This is a genomic window from Micromonospora sp. NBC_00898 (assembly GCF_045207895.1).
Classification (GTDB): Bacteria; Actinomycetota; Actinomycetes; order Mycobacteriales; family Micromonosporaceae; genus Micromonospora.
In genome coordinates, this window is the sequence record NZ_CP108775.1 from 1,485,255 (window position 1) to 1,500,817 (window position 15,563).

Genomic DNA, 15,563 nt, shown 5'->3' on the forward strand with positions numbered 1-15,563 from the left:
ATAGCCCGCGAACCGGACTATCCGGGTCGAAAAGCGGCACTGCCAGGCGCGAGAAACCCCGGCGCCTGGCAGTGCAGACGGTCAGCCCTTCTCCGCGCCGCTGGTCAGCCCCTCGGTGAGCAGCCGCTCGCTGGCGAAGAAGAGGATCACGATGGGCAGGGTGAGGATCACCGAGCCCGCCATCAGCACGGTCTTCGGCACCTCGACGCCGTCGGAGAGCAACGACAACCCGAGCGACACCGTCCACCGGTTCGGCTTGTCCACCAGGAAGAGCAGGGCGAAGAGGAACTCGTTCCAGGCGATCATGAAGTCGTAGAGGGCGACCGCCATGATCGACGGCGCGGCGAGGGGCAGGCTGACCCGGCGGATGATGCCGAGCCGGCCGGCGCCGTCGATGGCCGCGGACTCCTCCAGGCTGATCGGGATCGTCTCGAAGTAGTTCTTGAGCATGTAGACCGAGACCGGCAGGGTCTGCGAGATGTAGACCAGCACCAGCCCGAACAGCGACCCGCGCAGCCCGACGCGGGTGAAGACCACGAAGAGCGGGATGGCGATCACGATGGACGGGAAGAGGTAGACGGCGAGGAAGAGGGCGTTGACCTGTCGCCGGCCGAAGAACCGCAGCCGGGACACCGCGTACGCGCCGGGAATGGCCACCACCAGGGTCAGCAGCGTGGCGGCCACGGCGACCAGGCCGCTGTTGCGGATGAAGGTGAGGAAGCCCTGGCCGCCGTCCTCGGCGGCCTTGAGCACCTCGGCGTAGGTGGCGACGGTGAACTCGCTGACCGGCACCCACAGCGCGCCGGGGTCGAGCAGCAGGCGCTCGATCGGGCGCACCGAGAGCACCAGCATGTACCAGAAGGGCAGCACGGTGACGAGCAGAAAGGCGGCGATCACCAGCCGGCGCAGCCAGCGCAGGCTGACCGTCTCGATCCGGTCCCGGTCCATCACGCCTCCCTGCGCGCGGTGAAGAAACGCAGGTAGATCGCGACGAACGCGATCAGCACCACGGCCAGCACGACCGCCTGCGCCGCCGCCGCGCCGACGTCGGTACGCGCGGTGAGGAACTGGTAGACCCGGACGCTGACCACCTCGGTGCCGGCCGAACCGCCGGTGAGCAGGTAGACGTCGTCGAACTTGTTGAAGGTCATGATGAACCGGAGCACCGCCAGCAGCGCGATCACCGGCATCAGCCGGGGCAGCAGGATGTGCCGGAAGCGCTGGGTGGGGGTGGCCCCGTCGACCCGGGCCGCCTCCTCCAGGTCCGCGGGCACCGCCTGGAGCCGGGCGAGCAGGAAAAGGAACGCGAACGGGAAGTACCGCCACGCCTCGAACGCGATCACCGTCCACAGCGCGGTCGAATCCTGGGACAAAAACGGGATCGGCGCGTTCCAGCCGAGGAACCGCTGCCCCCAGTCGTTGACGATGCCCAGCTGCGGGTCGAGCATCACCTGCCAGACGAAGGCCACCGCGACCACCGGCGCCACGTACGGCAGCAGCATCGACGCCCGGACCAGCGTGCGCCCCCGGAACGGCCGGCGGACGACCAGCGCGGCGACCAGCCCGATCACGATCGACCCGAGGGTCCCGCCGAGGCTGTAGAGCAGGGTGGTCCACAGGGTGTCGGCGAACCCGGCGGTGTGCAGCACCCGGTCGAAGTTCGCCATGGTGAACTCGCCGAAGAGCCCGGTCTTGCGCAGGGTCGCCAGGCGTACCCGTTGGAAGGCCAGCACGACGGTCCAGACGATCGGGACGCCGATCACCAGGACCACCACGAGCAGGGTGGGGGCGACCAGCGCGAGCCCGGCGCGGGACTCGCGGCGGCGCAGGGTCAGTGGCCGGCGCCGGAGGCCGGGCCGCTCCCGGGCGGGGGAGCGGCCGGCCTCCGGCGCGGTGGTGGTCAATTGACGCCCTTCTTGATCGCCTCGACGTCCTTCTTCGCCCGGGCGGCGGCCGCGGCGGCGTCGGACTTGCCGCCGACCACGTCGGCGAGCGCCTTCGGTACGGGCAGCTCGCCGAGGATCGCGCCGACCAGCTTGCCCTGGCCCTGCGGCAGGCCCCAGCGCTGGAAGGTGTCCGGGCTCTTCCGCAGGGTGGCCAGCACGTCGTCGCCGTAGACGGCGGAGAGCGGCTTCTTGGTGTCCACGCCGGCCTGGCTGGTGTTCCAGGCGGCGAGGAACTTCTCCTTGTCGTCCGCGGTGCCCTTGCGGACGGGGAAGCGGCCCTCCGGCGAGATGCCGAACCAGCGGGGGTAGCCGTCGGAGAGCATGTACTCCACGAAGGACTTCGCCGGGTCGGCCGCGGCGCCGTCCAGCACCGCCCAGGAGCTGATCTCGCCGTACTGGGCCGGCTCGGCGCCGTTGGGTCCCCTGATCGCGGTGACGAAGCCGCTGTTCTTCGCCAGGTACGTCGGGTCCTGCTGGCACTGCGGGCAGGTCGGCTTGGCGTCGTTGCGCAGCCCGGCCAGCTCGTCGAGGATGAACGGCGACCAGATCAGCATCGCCGCCCTGCCGGCGAAGTAGGTGGCCCGGGTGGTGTCCACGTCCTGCGCGCCCTTGACGGAGTGGTTGCGCATCAGGTCGCCGTAGAAGCGGAACGCCTCGACGCATTCGGGGGAGTCGAGCCTGACCGCGCCGGAGTTGTCGGTGAGCTGGCAGTTGTTGGCCAGGGCGAGGTGCTCGAAGGTCTGTTGGGTGAACACGTCGCCGGGGGCGGTGGCCGCGGTGATGCCGGCGACGCCGCCGGTGTTGAGCTTCGCCGCGGCGGCGGCGATCTTCTCGTACGTGTCCGGGGCGGGCAGGCCGGCGGCGTCGAAGAGGTCCTTGCGATAGACGAGGAGCTGTCCCCACCCGTCACTGGGGACGGAGAGCTGCTTGCCGCCGTCGGAGGTCAGCGCCAGCGCCCGGGGGGAGAAGGTGTCCCGGCCCAGCTTGTCGACGATCTCGGCGTTGGCGGACTCGTGCAGCAGCTCGTTGCCGGCGAGCGTCTGGATGCCGGCGAGGGAGACGGAGCCGACCACGTCGGGGAGCTTGCCGGCGGCGGCGCTGGAGGCGATGAGGGAGGGGAACTGGTCCTCGTTGACGGTGACGAGGTTGACCTTGACGCCGGTCCTGGCGGTGTAGTCGGCGATGATCGCCTTGGTCGCGGTGACCCGGTCGGCCACGTCCTCCAGGCTCCACACGGTGATCTGGGAACTGTCGCTTTTCTGCTCATCGCTGCTGCAGGCCACCATTCCCACCCCGGCAAATGCCATGATCAGGGTGGAGGCCAGCATCCGCGTCGGAGGTAATGACATCGGCGGCACTCCTCTCGAAGGGTACAACGTGGACTCAATACCCTTCGATTGATCAATCGAACCACATATGCCGATTTATTTGGTAAGATTGGCTCCGGCACTTTCCTCGGAGCGACGCCATGCCCAACTGGGTTGTCTCCCTGGCCGGGCCTCGGCGCGTCAGCCTGGAGCCCTGCCCCGCGGATCCGCTCGGCCCAGGCCAGGTCCGCGTCCGCACCTGCTACTCGGGCATCTCCGCCGGCACCGAGCTGACCCTCTACCGGGGCAGCAACCCCCGGCTCAGCAAGGACTGGGACGACGCCACCCGGATGTTCGTGCCCCGCCAGGCGCCCGCCGCCTACCCGGTGACCGGCTTCGGCTACGAGGAGGTTGGCGAGATCGTCGAGGTCGCCGCCGACGTCGCCGACCGAGGCCCCGGGCAGGTCGTCTGGGGCATCTGGGGGCACCGGGCCGAGGCCGTCCTGCCGGCCGGCGCGGTCCAGCCGCTGGCCCGCGGGCTGGACCCGCTCACCGCCGTCTTCGCCCGACCCGGCGCCATCGCCCTCACCGCGGTGCTCGCCGGCGACCTGCACCTCGGCGACTGGGTGGGCGTCTTCGGCCAGGGGGTGATCGGCCTGCTCGGCACCCGGCTGGCCGCCCTCTCCGGCGCCCGGGTGGTCGCGGTCGACCGGGTGCCCGCCCGGCTGGACTTCGCCACCCGCTTCGGCGCCCGGCGGGTCGTCGACGCCGCCGTCGACTCCGCCGCCGCCGTGCTCCGCGCGGCCACCGACGGTCGCGGCGCGGACGTCTGCCTGGAGCTGTCCGGGTCGTACCCGGCGCTGCACGAGGCGATCCGCGCCACCACCCACGCCGGGCGCGTCGTGGCCGCCGGCTTCTACCAGGGGTACGCCCTCGGGCTGGGACTCGGCGAGGAGTTCCACCACAACCGGATCCAGCTGGTGGCGGCCCAGGTCTCCGGGCCAACCCCGGCACCCGGCACGGCCGGCCGGTGGACCGGACCCCGGATCGCCCACACCTTCATGGACCTAGTGGCCGAGGGCAGCATCGACCCGCTGCCGCTGGTGAGCCACGTCGTCGACGCGGGCGCGGTGGCCGACGCCCTCGCGCTGCTCGACCGCGGTGACGGTGACGTCCTCCAAGTCGTGTTGAGGTTCTGAATGGCCATTCCGCTCGCCTGCCAGGAGCAGCTGCTCCCGGGCGCCTCCCTGTCCGACAAGTTCGCCCTCGCCACCACGCTCGGCTACCAGGCCATCGAGCTGCGCGGCCGCGGTGACCTCGCGTTCGCCCGGCGGCTGCCGGAGCTGCGCCGGGCCCGCGCCGACGGTGTGCCGATGCCCACCGTCTGCGTCGACATGGACCACTTCATCGGCGACTTCGACCCGGACCGCTCCCGGGACGCGGTGCGCAACCTCCGCTCCCAGCTCTCGGTGATCGCCGAACTCGGCGGGATCGGCGCGATGACCCCCGCCGCCTGGGGGATGTTCTCCCGCCGGCTGCCGCCCTTCGAACCGCCCCGCTCGCCCGACGGCGACCGGCAGGTCCTCGTAGACGCCCTCGGCGAGCTGGGCGAGCACGCCCGGGCCGAGGGCGTCAGCCTCTTCCTGGAACCCCTCAACCGGTACGAGGACCACATGGTCAACCGGCTCGACGAGGCCGTCGCCCTCTGCGCGGCCGTCGGACTGCCCTCGGTCCGGGTGGTCGCCGACACCTTCCACATGAACATCGAGGAGGACGACGTGCCCGCGGCGCTGCGCGCCGCGGCGCCGTACCTGGGGCACGTGCAGGTCAGCGACTCCAACCGGTACCAGCCCGGGGCCGGCCACCTGGACTGGCCGGCGCTGCTGCACACCCTGCACGACATCGACTACCGGGGGTGGCTGGCGCTGGAGTGCCGGCTGCGCGGCGATCCGCTCGCCGCCCTGCGGCAGGCCGCGGCAGTGCTCACCCATGCCCAGCCGTGGCAGGCGGCGGCATGAGCGCCGGACCGGCGGGCGGGCGCGGCCCCGCCGCCGGACCGGACGCCACCTCGGACGGGCCGGACGTGGCACCGCCGGCCCCCGGGCCGGGGCCGGAGCGGGCGGCGAACCTGCGCCGGCTGGCCGTCGCCACCCTCGACGGCAACTGGGAGCACGACCACACCGTGCCCTCGCGCACCCTCTACCCGCACCAGTGGAGCTGGGACTCGGCGTTCATCGCCGTCGGCCTGGCCCACGTCCGGCCCGACCGGGCGTGGCGCGAACTGCGGACGCTCTTCGCCGCCCAGTGGGCCGACGGGCGGGTGCCGCACATCGTGTTCAACCCGGCGTTGCGCGTCGGGTCGTACTTCCCGGGGCCGGAGTTCTGGGACTCGGCCCGCGCCGACGGCGCCCCGACCGCCGTCACCTCCGGCATCGTCCAACCGCCGGTGCACGCCCCGGCGGCGTGGCTGACCCACCGCCGGGCACCGTCGGAGGCCTCGGTACGGGCCCTGCGCTGGCTCTACCCGCGGCTGGTCGCCCAGCAGCGGTACCTGACCGGCCGGCGGGACGTGGGCGGCGCCGGGCTGGCCTGCCTCGTGCACCCCTGGGAGTCGGGGCTGGACAACAGCCCGGCCTGGGACGCCCCGATGGCCGCGGTGCCCGCCGACGCCGACGTCATGGGGGCGTACCGGCGGCACGACACCGCGCACGCCGACGCCGCGCACCGCCCCACGGACCTGGACTACGCGCGCTACGTCGCGATCGTCGCGTCCTACCGGGCGGGCGGCTACGGCGACGACGGGCTCGCCGGCCGGCATCCCTTCCTGGTGGAATGCCCGCTGCTCAACGCGGCGCTCGGGGTGGCCGAGCACGCGTTGGCCCGGATCGCCGCGGTGGTCGGCGCGGACCCCGGGCCGCACCGCGCCCGGGCGGCCCGGATCACCGCGACCCTGGTGGACCGGCTGTACGACCCGGACACCGGCACCTTCCACCCGCGCGACCTGCGCACCGACCGGCTGATCCCGGCCCGTACGGTGCTCGGGCTGATGCCGCTGATCCTGCCCGACCTGCCGGCCCGGCAGGTCCGGGCGGTGCTGACCGAGGCATGCTCGCCCCGGTTCGGCCTGGCGGCCCGGATGGACCGCCCGCTGCCCACCCACGACCGCACCGCCCCCGACTTCGAGCCGGTGCGCTACTGGCGCGGCCCGAGCTGGCTGAACACGAGCTGGCTGCTGTGGCGGGGGCTGCTCACCCACCGCCGTCCCGCGCTGGCCGCCGGGCTGCGGGAGTCGATGCTCGGGTTGGTCGCCCGCAGCGGCTGCCACGAGTACTTCCACCCGGACACCGGTGCCGGGCTCGGCTCCCCGGCATTCAGCTGGACCGCGTCCCTGGCGCTCGACGCCCTCGCCGAGGGGTGAGCCGCCGGCGTCGCCCCGGGGCGGCGCCGGCGGGCACGCATCTCAGGCGATCCCGGCCGGGGTGGTGGCGCCGGCCCGCAGGGAAGCCATCGGCTCGCAGCGGCGGTTCAGCCCGCTAGGCATGCACCAATGGCTCTGCCCGCTCTCGCCGGCAGTCCGGGCAGGTAGGGCTTACGGCTTCCGCTCGGCGACGTAAGAACCGCGAGCCGGCAGCGTCACGACCAGACCGCGCTCCCGAAGCAGACGGACAGCCGCCCGGACAGTTCCGCGGCTGACGCCGTACTCCTGCTGTAGATGGGTCTCGCTCGGGACCGGCTGGCGGGGTTTGAGCTTCCCGTCCTCGATCTGCTTGGCGAGGAGGTCTGCGAGCTGGATGTAGAGCGCCACCGGCGACATCTCGTCAACCATGAGCCGAACCTTATGGACGCGCAGCCTGAGCAGACCGTAGGGTACGGGCTAGACGTATAGGACGGGCTGTACGAGTAGGACAAGGTGTATTACCTTCGGTAGGCGTCCGCAAACCCCCAGCCAGGAGGAATCTCATGAGGCTCTGGCCGTTCAACCGCCGTCCGCGACCGGTCGACCGGACCGGCCCTGCGACCGCCTACCCGAACCGTTCCGGAGCCTTCGGTCCGGAGGCCCTCTCCGAGGTCCAGGCCCGCCGCAACACCGGCCGTCCGCACTACTGGGCAATCGAGCCGACTATGGAGTACCAACGGGCCCCGCTCCTCACCCTGGGCCAGCAGTACCGCTCTCCGGGTCGGGCCGAGTGATGGGGGAGGAGTTGCTGACGCGAGTCCCCTTCGCCGTCGTCCTCGCCTCGTACTGCATCGAGTTCCACGAGCGGAACCTGTGCGCCAAGTGCAACGACTCCGGATGTCCCCGGCTCGATGACGCCACGTTCACCCTCGACCGCTACCGCGCCGATGGGTTGGAGCGGTACCGCCTCCGTCGAGCGCAGTAAGGGATCTCTGTCTTCGGAATCATTAGAGTCGCGTTGCTTGATCAGGGAGGGGTGTCCGGAGGGAGTTGCAGAGCGTCGCCCCAGACCGGACCTGTCGGTGTACGACGTGCCGCTGCTGCTCGGCGAAGGCGAAGACCGTTTCCCGACTACGCCAGCAGCGCCTGACTGACCTCAGGTCGACAGGAGGGGCCGCAACGAGCCCCGGACCAGTCGACGCACCGAGAGCGGGCTGCGAGGAGTGCGGCAGGCCGGCGGAGGCCGACTGCCGAGCCGCCGTCACCAGCGGTGAGGGCCGTACCCGGGGGATCACCGACAACGTGCCCGTGTCCGCGCCTGCCCTCCGTCCCCGAGCTCCTGGATCAGTCGGCATGATGATCGGCGGACACAAGGAGGTGCCGCGCATGCCCGAGTCGCGTGAGGTGGTGGTGATCGGCGGCGGTCAGGCGGGCCTGGCGGCAGGCTACTACCTGCGCCGCGCGGGATTGGACTATGTCATCCTCGACGCCCAGTCCCGGCCGGGCGGGGCGTGGGGGCATGGCTGGGACTGCCTGCGCCTGTTTTCCCCGGCTGAGTACAGCCCTCTTCCAGGATGGGGCATGCCGCGACAGGAGGGCGAGGGGTTCCCCACCTCCGACCACGTGGTGGACTACCTGCGCGCCTACGAGCAGCGCTACGACCTGCCGCTGCGCCGGCCGGTGCGGGTGCGGGCCGTGCGGCCGGCGGGTGAACGGCTGGCGGTGGACACCACCGCCGGTAGCTGGTTGGCCCGGTACGTCATCTCCGCCACCGGCACATGGGAGTGCCCCTACGTGCCCGACATACCCGGGCGCCATGATTTCGCCGGACGGCAGCTCCACACCGTGGACTACACCTCGCCGGAGCCGTTCCGCGGGCAGCGCGTCGTGATCGTAGGCGGGGGTAATTCCGCGGCCCAGATCCTGGCCGAGGTGTCCCGGGTCGCCGACCCACCTGGGTCACCCTGCGCCCTCCGCGGTTCATGCCGGACGACGTCGACGGCCGGGTCCTGTTCGGCGTGGCCACCCGCCACGCCGCCCAGGACGGCGTGGCGGGTGGCGGCGTCGCCGGCCTCGGCGACATCGTCATGGTGCCCAGCGTCCGCGACGCCCGCGACCGGGGTGTCCTGCACGCCCAACCCATGTTCCAGCGGCTCACCCCCCACGGCATCGCATGGCCCGACGACACCGAGCAGCCCTGCGACGCCGTGGTGTGGTGCACCGGCTTCCGCCCGAACCTCACCCACCTCGAGCCCCTCGGATTGCCACGGCACGACGGCGTCGTCGCCACTGTGGGCACCCGCTCGGTCGACGAACCTCGCCTCTACCTGCTGGGGTACGGCGACTGGACCGGTCCGACGTCTGCCACTCTGGTGGGCGCCGGCCGCACCGCGAAGGCCACCGTCGCCGACATCGCCGCCCGGATCAGCGCACAGGCAACACCGTGACGGCACTGCCGCGTCCACCCGTGCTCCCCGCCCAATGCTGAGGTCGTGGTCCAAACTCAGGGCACACTGCCACGTCGCGACGGCAAGAATCTCCCCATTGCCACATGGTCTGCCGGTCAGTTGACCGGCAGACCATGTGTGAGGGGGTTCAGGAGTTGGCGGCGAGGTACCGCTCGGCGTCGAGGGCGGCGGCGCAGCCGGTGCCGGCGGCGGTGATGGCCTGGCGGTAGGTGTGGTCGACGAGGTCGCCGGCGGCGAACACGCCGGGCAGGTTGGTGCGGGTGCCGGGGGAGTCGACGGTGACGTAGCCGTCATGGTCGAGTTCGACCTGGCCGCGGAACAGTTCGCTGCGCGGGTCGTGGCCGATGGCGACGAATACGCCGGTGAGGTCCAGGACGCGGGTCTCGCCGGTGTGGACGTCCCGCAGGCGGGCTCCGGCGACGGCGCCGTCGTTGCCGAGGATCTCCTCGACGACGCTGTTCCACGCCACGTGGATCTTGTCGTTGCTCAGCGCGCGATCGGCCATGATCTGGCTGGCGCGGAAGGTGTCGCGGCGGTGGATGATGGTGACGCTGCGGGCGAAGCGGGTGAGGAAGGTGGCTTCCTCCATGGCGGTGTCGCCGCCGCCGACCACGGCGATGTCCTGGTCGCGGAAGAAGAAGCCGTCGCAGGTGGCGCAGGAGGACACGCCGTGGCCGAGGAGCTCCTGTTCGCCGGGGACGCCGAGGGGCCGCCAGGCGGAGCCGGTGGCGAGGATGACGGCGTGCGCCTGGTGGGCCTGCTCGCCGACCCACACGGTCTTGGTCGGGGTGGTGAAGTCGACGCGGGTGACGTCGTCGGTGATGAACTGGGCGCCGAAGCGGTCGGCCTGCTTGCGGAGGTTGTCCATCAGTTCGGGGCCGGTGATGCCGTCGGGGAAGCCGGGGAAGTTCTCCACCTCGGTGGTGGTCATCAGCGCGCCGCCGGACTGGCTGCCCTCGATGACCAGGGGTGCGAGGTTGGCGCGGGCGGCGTAGAGGGCGGCGGTGTATCCGGCGGGTCCGGAGCCGATGATGATCAGGCGGTGCGGGTCGGACACGAGGGGCTCCTGCTCAGGGTGCAGCCGCCCGCCGACGGTGGTCGGCGGGCGGGCGGTGGTGACGGGGTCAGGCGGTGGGGCGCAGCTCAGCGAGGAGCTGCTCCACCCGGCTGCGGATCTCGTCGCGGATCGGGCGGACGGACTCGACGCCCTTGCCGGCGGGGTCTTCGAGCTTCCAGTCCTCGTACCGCTTGCCCGGGAAGACGGGGCAGGCGTCACCACAGCCCATGGTCACGATGACGTCCGAGGACTCCGCCGTCTTGTATTCGAGGAGCTTGGGGGTCTGGTCGGTGATGTCGATGCCGACCTCGCGCATGGCCTCGACGGCGGCCGGGTTGACCGTCTCGGCGGGGGCGGAGCCGGCGGAGCGGACCTCGACGGTGTCGCCGGCGAGGTGGCGCAGCCAGCCGGCGGCCATCTGGGAGCGGCCGGCGTTGTGCACGCAGACGAACAGGACGCTGGGCTTGTCGGACATCAGGAGCCTTTCTGGCAGTACGGGTCGCAGGGCCGGTTCACCGGCGCCTCGGCGTGGGCTGTGGGCAGGGACCGGTCGGGGTCGCTGTTGTGGTCGAGCAGCCGGTAGCGGCCGGCCGGGCGCGGCGGATTGAGCAGGGCGGGATACGACCTGTCCGCTCCACCGTGCTCCGTGTTGGTGCTCATGCGCGGTGGTCGAGCGGGTCGCGCTCGTCGGTCGGCACGACGACCTGGTCGGCGGCTTCCCCGGCGTCGGGGTAGAGCGCGGCCAGGAGACCGATGCCCACGGCGAGGCCGACGAGCTGGGCGATGACGAAGCCGGGGACGGAGGCGGGGGCGATGCCGGCGAAGGTGTCGGTGAACGCCCGGCCGATCGTCACCGCCGGGTTGGCGAACGAGGTCGACGAGGTGAACCAGTACGCCGCGCCGATGTAGGCGCCGACCGCGGCCGGCGCGACGGAGGCGCGGCCCGAGTGGGCCAGGGCGAAGATCAGCAGGATCAGGCCGGTGGTGGCGACGACCTCGCCGAGCCAAAGGTTGCCGGCGGCGCGGTCCTTGCCGGAGAAGTCGACGGCGGCCAGGTCGAACATCAGGTTGGCCAGGATCGACCCGGCGATCGCGCCGGCGACCTGGGCGGCGACGTAGCCGCCGAGGTTCCGGCCGGTCAGGCCGCTGCCGGCGCGGCGGCCGAGGAACCAGTCCGCGGCGGAGACGACGGGGTTGAAGTGCGCACCGGAGACCGGGCCGAAGATCAGGATCAGGGCGCCGAGGGCGAGCGCGGTGGCGATCGAGTTCTCGAGCAGTTGGAGCCCGACGTCGTCGGGGGAGAGCGTGGTGGCCATGATGCCGGAGCCGACCACGGCGGTGACCAGCAGGGCGGTGCCGGTGAACTCGGCCAGCAGGCGCCGCCAAAGTGCGATGGTCATCAGTCTGTTCTCTCCCATTGCGGTGACGTCCCGAGCCACGTGTCGGCCCGGGCATGAGGGTTATCGGGTGGCGGGAACGTGCAGTTCGTCGAGCAGCCGGCGGACGCTGCGTTCGATTTCGTCGCGGATCGGCCGGACGTCGGCGAGGCTCAGGCCGGCGGGGTCGTCGAGGTCCCAGTTCTCATACCGGGTGCCGGGGAAGATGGGGCAGGCGTCACCGCAGCCCATGGTGACGACCACGTCGGCGGCGCGGACAACCTCGTCGGTCCAGGGCTTGGGGAACTCCTCGGAGATGTCGATGCCACGTTCGGCCATCGCCGCGACCGCCGCCGGGTTGACCTCGATCCCGGGTTCGCTACCGCCGGACCAGGCCACCGCCTGCTCGCCGGCGAGGTGCGTGAAGAAGCCCAGCGCCATCTGGGAGCGGCCGGCGTTGTGGGTGCACAGGAACAATGCGACCGGGCGGCCGTCGCGGTGGTGCCCCTCGACGCGGGCGAGGGCCTGCAGCCGCTGGCGGGCGAACCGCTCGGCGAGCAGCGGCAGGAAGTTGGGGACGCTGCCGACGGTGGCGAACTGGTCGTAGCTGGCGTGCAGGAACCGCTCCACCGTCTCGGTGCCGTAGGTGCCGTCGAACTCGGCCGCGAGGCGGGTGGCGGCGGTGCGCAGGGCGAGCTGCTGGTCGACGGAGAGGTCTTCGCGCAGGTGCGGGCTGGTGTCAGTCATGACGGTCTCCCGAATTGATGACGGGGGCGAGCCGGTCGACGCGGGCGGCGAGGTCGGTGAAGGCGGCCTCGAACGCGGCGTCGGTGTCGACGCGGACCGGGTCGGGCACCGACCAGTGCAGCCGGGGCCGGACCGGGCCGGTGAGTTCCTCGTGGGCGTTGTCGCAGACCGCGATCACCAGGTCCCCGTCGTGCGCGACCTGGTTGATGTGGGCGGTGCCGGTGGGGTCGAGGTGGAGTCCGTGGCGGTGGGCCACGGCGACGGCGCGGGGGTGAACCCGGGATGCGGGCTTCGTGCCCGCGGAGGTGGCCGGCGTGCCAGCCCGGCTCGCCCACAGCGCGGCGGCGAGCTGGGAGCGGGCGGAGTTGCGGGTGCACACGAACACCACTCGGCCGACGTCGGTCAGCGACGGCGGAGTCAGGGTGGCCAGCGCTTCGGGCCGCAGGCGGAGGTAGGTGCGGCGGCGGTCGCCCTCGGACCGGCCGCGAATGACCAGGCCGGCTTCGGTGAGGACCTTGACGTGGTGGGCGACCAGGTTGGTGGGCATGCCCAGGTCGTGGGCGATCTCGCCGGGGGAGGCGTCGCCGAGGGTGAGCGCGTCCACGATCGCCAGGCGCGCCGGGTCGCCGAGCGCGGCGTGGATCCGGGCGCGTCCCTGCAGGGAAGCAAGCTCAGTAGTCATTGACTCAACTATCGCTGAGCAAGTGCGAAGCTGTCAAGCGGGAGTGAGTCGGTGATCGTTGTGGGCGGATCGGCGCGCCGGTCGGCGGATGGGCCGCCAGCCGGTCGCCCGCCGGGAGATGTTCACCGCCTTCACCCCCGACGGCGTCATCTGGCCCGACGGCACGTCCGAGCCGGTCGACGCGGTGATCTTCGCGACCGGCTACCGCCCAAACCTCGACTACCTGGCCCCACTCGGAGCCCTCGAGGGCAGCCGTATGCCTCGGCATACGGGCGGGATCTCCACCAACCACCCGGGGCTTGTCTACCTGCGGCTGGAGTTCCAGCGGTCGTTCTCGTCGAACACCCTGCGCGGCGTCGGCCGCGACGCCACCCACGTCATCGCCGCGCTGGCCGAGCGCGTGCCCGGCGCGGGGCGCCGGCCGCGGCTCACGCAGCGGCTGCCTGTTCGACGGTGAGCAGTGCGGCGAGCTGGCGCAGGATGGCCGGCCGGGCCCGGTAGTACACCCAGGTGCCCCGCCGCTCGGCGTCGACGAGGCCTGCCTCGCGCAGCGTCTTCAGGTGATGCGAGATGGTCGGCCCGGTCAGGTCGAACGCGGGGGTCAGGTCACAGACGCATGCCTCCCCGCCCTCGGCGGACGCGATCATCGACATCAACTGCAGCCGCACCGGGTCGCCGAGCGCCTTGAACGCGGGCGCGAGGACGGCGGCGGTCTCGGCCGGCACCCGGCGCTGCGCCAGCGGCGGGCAGCACGGCGTGTCGGCGGTGAGGTCGATGACGGGAAGCGATGCCGCTTGCTTTGACATGCCTCTAGGTTGACATCTGTCTAAGCAACGTGCAACTCTCTGATTCGACGGACGTCAAGACAGACGCCGTGGGAAGGGGATCGTCATGTTCGGCAAGGCTCGGCGGTCAGCGGCAGCCCAGGCGGGAGTGCGGTTCTGCGACTCCTGCGCCGAGGTGTCCACCTTGGCGCAGCGGGTGGAACGTCGCTATGACCGCGCCCGCACCAGCGCGTACACCCTGATCGGCCCTCGGTAACCCTGATCGGAAGGACGTGGTGATGAGCGAGAACACCCAGACCGCCCCCGCGACGACGGGCGGTTTCTCCGGGGACCCGGCCGCCGCCCTGGCCGTGACCGGCTCCGGTTCCTGCTGCGGCAGCCCGGCACAGGCGGTCGGATCGATCCTCCCGCCCGCCGGCGAGGCGGCGACCGCCGGACCGTGCTGCGGCACCCGGCAGGCCGCCACAGCGGCGGGCTCCTGCTGCGGTACTGAGGCGAAGATCGAGGCCGTGAACGCGGGTCAGGGGTGCTGCGGATGACCCCGGTATCGGGATCGGCCGCCCAGGTGGCGGCGATCCTCGGGACGGTGGCGGGCGGGCGGATGGCCGCCACTGTCACCACCCTCGCCTCGGATGACTTCGCCGGCCGGCGGGTCGGCACGGACGGCGGGGCCGCCGCCCGTGCCTGGCTCGCCGACCACCTCTCCGCGCTCGGCGCGACGGTCGAGACCGACGACTTCCCGGTCCGTGCCGTGCCCGACGTGTACGCGGCGCCGACGGTCGTGTGGGGCGAGGGCGGGACCTCGACACTCCTGGTCTTCGGCCGGGAGGTCGCGATCCACTCGGCCTCCGCCGACACCACCGAGGCCAGGCGCGGCCCGCTTAGCGTGGCCGGTAGCGGCGATCCGACGGACCGGTGGCTGGCGGTGCCCACGGGGATGAGCCTGTTCGACGCCTACGGTGACGCCCAGGGTGCCGCCGGCTTGCTGGTGAGCCGGGCCGTTGACGCCGACGGCTGGCAGTACACGACCCTCGCCGGCCCGGACCCGGGACCGCTGCCCATCCTGACCCTCGACGCGGACACCCACCGCGCCGTCCTCGCCACTGCCGCTACGGGTGCGGGCTGGCTGAGCGGAAACACCCCGCTGCGCCGTCTCGACGTCACCGGCACCAACATCCACGCCACCTTCCACGCGGCGCCGCCGGGTGGGGTCGACGTGCTGCTGACCGCCCACTACGACGGCGTCGGCGACCACCCCGGCCTGCGCCAGCCGGGCGCGGCGGACAACGCCAGCGGCGTCGCAGTGGTCCTGGAAGCCGCCCGGATCCTGTCCGCCGCACTGCCGGCCGGGGTGGGGCTGTCGGTCGCGCTGCTCGACGCCGAGGAGGTCGGCGCGCTGGGCTCCGCCCACCACAGCCAGCGGCTGCGGGCCAGCGACGTTCACCCGCTGGTCATCAACGTCGATGGCGCCGGCCTACTCGGCCAGGCCGCCGCTATCGAGGCTGGCGGGCCGGCCCACGGGCTGCTCGCCCTGCTCGACCAGGCCGGCCGGCATACCGGCGTCCCCCTCGCCGCCGGGCCGGTCGCCTCCGACAACCGCCGCTACGGAGCCGCCGGCCTCGCGGCGGTGGGCATCGGCGCCGGCATGGGCGGGTACCACAGCCCGGCCGACACCCCGGACCGCGTCGATCCGGACACCCTCGAGGCGATCGCCCGCCTGGTCGTCGCCACCGTCTGCCTCGCCGCGGCAGCGCCCGCTACACTTTCATCGTCGATCGGCGATAAACGATAGAAGGAG

The 15,563-nt window shown here is 72.2% G+C and carries 22 protein-coding genes and 1 pseudogene; 12 read left to right on the forward strand and 11 right to left on the reverse strand.

Annotated features, from left to right (window positions below; translation table 11 throughout):
* Positions 1-81 precede the first annotated feature (81 nt).
* From OG799_RS07085 to OG799_RS07095, 3 genes are read right to left on the reverse strand one after another with little or no spacing between them, the layout of a single operon-like run.
* Positions 82-948 (reverse strand): carbohydrate ABC transporter permease, encoded by an 867-nt coding sequence (locus OG799_RS07085; RefSeq protein ID WP_406044249.1) that lies wholly within the window; start codon positions 946-948, stop codon positions 82-84.
* Entirely contained in the window at positions 948-1,904 is a 957-nt protein-coding gene (locus tag OG799_RS07090) for a carbohydrate ABC transporter permease (RefSeq protein ID WP_406044250.1), read from the reverse strand. Before OG799_RS07090 ends, OG799_RS07085 begins: the two co-directional genes overlap by 1 nt.
* Positions 1,901-3,181, reverse strand: a complete 1,281-nt coding sequence (locus OG799_RS07095) for an ABC transporter substrate-binding protein (RefSeq protein ID WP_406044251.1) — start codon at positions 3,179-3,181, stop codon at positions 1,901-1,903. Before OG799_RS07095 ends, OG799_RS07090 begins: the two co-directional genes overlap by 4 nt.
* A gap of 1 nt (position 3,182) precedes the next feature.
* Here OG799_RS07095 and OG799_RS07100 point away from each other — a divergent pair, with 1 nt between their 5' ends.
* From OG799_RS07100 to OG799_RS07115, 4 genes are all read left to right on the forward strand, one after another.
* Positions 3,183-3,347 carry a hypothetical protein gene (locus tag OG799_RS07100; RefSeq protein ID WP_406044252.1) on the forward strand — a complete coding sequence of 55 codons (165 nt, stop codon included), beginning with the start codon at positions 3,183-3,185 and terminating at the stop codon, positions 3,345-3,347.
* Positions 3,348-3,414: 67 nt separating this feature from the next.
* On the forward strand, positions 3,415-4,452 hold the full coding sequence (locus OG799_RS07105; RefSeq protein ID WP_406044253.1) for a zinc-binding dehydrogenase: 1,038 nt from the start codon (positions 3,415-3,417) through the stop codon (positions 4,450-4,452).
* Entirely contained in the window at positions 4,453-5,271 is an 819-nt protein-coding gene (locus OG799_RS07110; RefSeq protein ID WP_406044254.1) for a sugar phosphate isomerase/epimerase family protein, read from the forward strand.
* Positions 5,268-6,671 carry an MGH1-like glycoside hydrolase domain-containing protein gene (locus OG799_RS07115; RefSeq protein ID WP_406044255.1) on the forward strand — a complete coding sequence of 468 codons (1,404 nt, stop codon included), beginning with the start codon at positions 5,268-5,270 and terminating at the stop codon, positions 6,669-6,671. Before OG799_RS07110 ends, OG799_RS07115 begins: the two co-directional genes overlap by 4 nt.
* A 171-nt stretch (positions 6,672-6,842) precedes the next feature.
* Here the strand turns inward: OG799_RS07115 and OG799_RS07120 are convergent, their stop codons facing one another.
* The gene (locus OG799_RS07120) at positions 6,843-7,079 is read right to left on the reverse strand and encodes a GntR family transcriptional regulator (RefSeq protein WP_319459147.1); all 237 of its coding nucleotides are present in this window, start codon (positions 7,077-7,079) and stop codon (positions 6,843-6,845) included.
* Positions 7,080-7,213: 134 nt separating this feature from the next.
* Here OG799_RS07120 and OG799_RS07125 point away from each other — a divergent pair, with 134 nt between their 5' ends.
* The 4 genes and pseudogenes from OG799_RS07125 to OG799_RS07140 all read left to right on the forward strand — a co-directional run bounded on the left by OG799_RS07125 (position 7,214) and on the right by OG799_RS07140 (position 9,097).
* On the forward strand, positions 7,214-7,444 hold the full coding sequence (locus tag OG799_RS07125; RefSeq protein ID WP_406044256.1) for a hypothetical protein: 231 nt from the start codon (positions 7,214-7,216) through the stop codon (positions 7,442-7,444).
* A complete protein-coding gene (locus tag OG799_RS07130) occupies positions 7,444-7,635 on the forward strand; it encodes a hypothetical protein (protein ID WP_406044257.1) in 192 nt (63 codons plus the stop codon). The genes OG799_RS07125 and OG799_RS07130 overlap by 1 nt, the downstream gene beginning before the upstream one ends.
* A gap of 401 nt (positions 7,636-8,036) precedes the next feature.
* Positions 8,037-8,540: pseudogene (locus tag OG799_RS07135) on the forward strand (FAD-dependent oxidoreductase); the annotation flags it as partial.
* 92 nt (positions 8,541-8,632) lie between these two features.
* Positions 8,633-9,097: a hypothetical protein gene (locus tag OG799_RS07140; protein WP_406046528.1), complete on the forward strand. Its 465-nt coding sequence runs from the start codon at positions 8,633-8,635 to the stop codon at positions 9,095-9,097.
* A 148-nt stretch (positions 9,098-9,245) separates the two neighbouring features.
* Here OG799_RS07140 and trxB read toward each other — a convergent pair whose 3' ends face one another.
* The 6 genes from trxB to OG799_RS07170 form a co-directional block, all read right to left on the reverse strand.
* Complete coding sequence (gene trxB, locus OG799_RS07145) at positions 9,246-10,175, reverse strand: thioredoxin-disulfide reductase (protein ID WP_406044258.1); 930 nt, start codon at positions 10,173-10,175, stop codon at positions 9,246-9,248.
* Between the two features lie 67 nt (positions 10,176-10,242).
* Complete coding sequence (locus OG799_RS07150; protein ID WP_406044259.1) at positions 10,243-10,650, reverse strand: arsenate reductase ArsC; 408 nt, start codon at positions 10,648-10,650, stop codon at positions 10,243-10,245.
* Positions 10,650-10,835 (reverse strand): hypothetical protein, encoded by a 186-nt coding sequence (locus tag OG799_RS07155; RefSeq protein WP_406044260.1) that lies wholly within the window; start codon positions 10,833-10,835, stop codon positions 10,650-10,652. Before OG799_RS07155 ends, OG799_RS07150 begins: the two co-directional genes overlap by 1 nt.
* The gene (locus OG799_RS07160) at positions 10,832-11,575 is read right to left on the reverse strand and encodes an aquaporin (protein ID WP_406044261.1); all 744 of its coding nucleotides are present in this window, start codon (positions 11,573-11,575) and stop codon (positions 10,832-10,834) included. Before OG799_RS07160 ends, OG799_RS07155 begins: the two co-directional genes overlap by 4 nt.
* Before the next feature lie 60 nt (positions 11,576-11,635).
* Positions 11,636-12,298 (reverse strand): arsenate reductase ArsC, encoded by a 663-nt coding sequence (locus tag OG799_RS07165; RefSeq protein WP_406044262.1) that lies wholly within the window; start codon positions 12,296-12,298, stop codon positions 11,636-11,638.
* Positions 12,291-12,980: a helix-turn-helix domain-containing protein gene (locus OG799_RS07170; protein WP_406044263.1), complete on the reverse strand. Its 690-nt coding sequence runs from the start codon at positions 12,978-12,980 to the stop codon at positions 12,291-12,293. Before OG799_RS07170 ends, OG799_RS07165 begins: the two co-directional genes overlap by 8 nt.
* Before the next feature lie 88 nt (positions 12,981-13,068).
* Between OG799_RS07170 and OG799_RS07175 the strand changes: the two genes are divergently transcribed.
* Positions 13,069-13,437: a hypothetical protein gene (locus OG799_RS07175; RefSeq protein WP_406044264.1), complete on the forward strand. Its 369-nt coding sequence runs from the start codon at positions 13,069-13,071 to the stop codon at positions 13,435-13,437.
* On the opposite strand, the gene OG799_RS07180 is transcribed toward OG799_RS07175, so the two are convergent.
* On the reverse strand, positions 13,409-13,786 hold the full coding sequence (locus OG799_RS07180) for an ArsR/SmtB family transcription factor (protein ID WP_406044265.1): 378 nt from the start codon (positions 13,784-13,786) through the stop codon (positions 13,409-13,411). The two genes, OG799_RS07175 and OG799_RS07180, sit on opposite strands and share 29 nt — an antisense overlap.
* Before the next feature lie 85 nt (positions 13,787-13,871).
* On the opposite strand from OG799_RS07180, the gene OG799_RS07185 reads away from it, so the two are divergent.
* Genes OG799_RS07185 through OG799_RS07195 form a run of 3 tightly spaced genes read left to right on the forward strand, consistent with a single transcriptional unit; the run spans position 13,872 to position 15,557 of the window.
* On the forward strand, positions 13,872-14,021 hold the full coding sequence (locus OG799_RS07185; protein ID WP_406044266.1) for a hypothetical protein: 150 nt from the start codon (positions 13,872-13,874) through the stop codon (positions 14,019-14,021).
* A 22-nt stretch (positions 14,022-14,043) separates the two neighbouring features.
* Complete coding sequence (locus OG799_RS07190; protein ID WP_406044267.1) at positions 14,044-14,304, forward strand: hypothetical protein; 261 nt, start codon at positions 14,044-14,046, stop codon at positions 14,302-14,304.
* Complete coding sequence (locus OG799_RS07195) at positions 14,301-15,557, forward strand: M28 family metallopeptidase (protein WP_406044268.1); 1,257 nt, start codon at positions 14,301-14,303, stop codon at positions 15,555-15,557. The genes OG799_RS07190 and OG799_RS07195 overlap by 4 nt, the downstream gene beginning before the upstream one ends.
* The last annotated feature ends 6 nt before the right edge of the window (positions 15,558-15,563 follow it).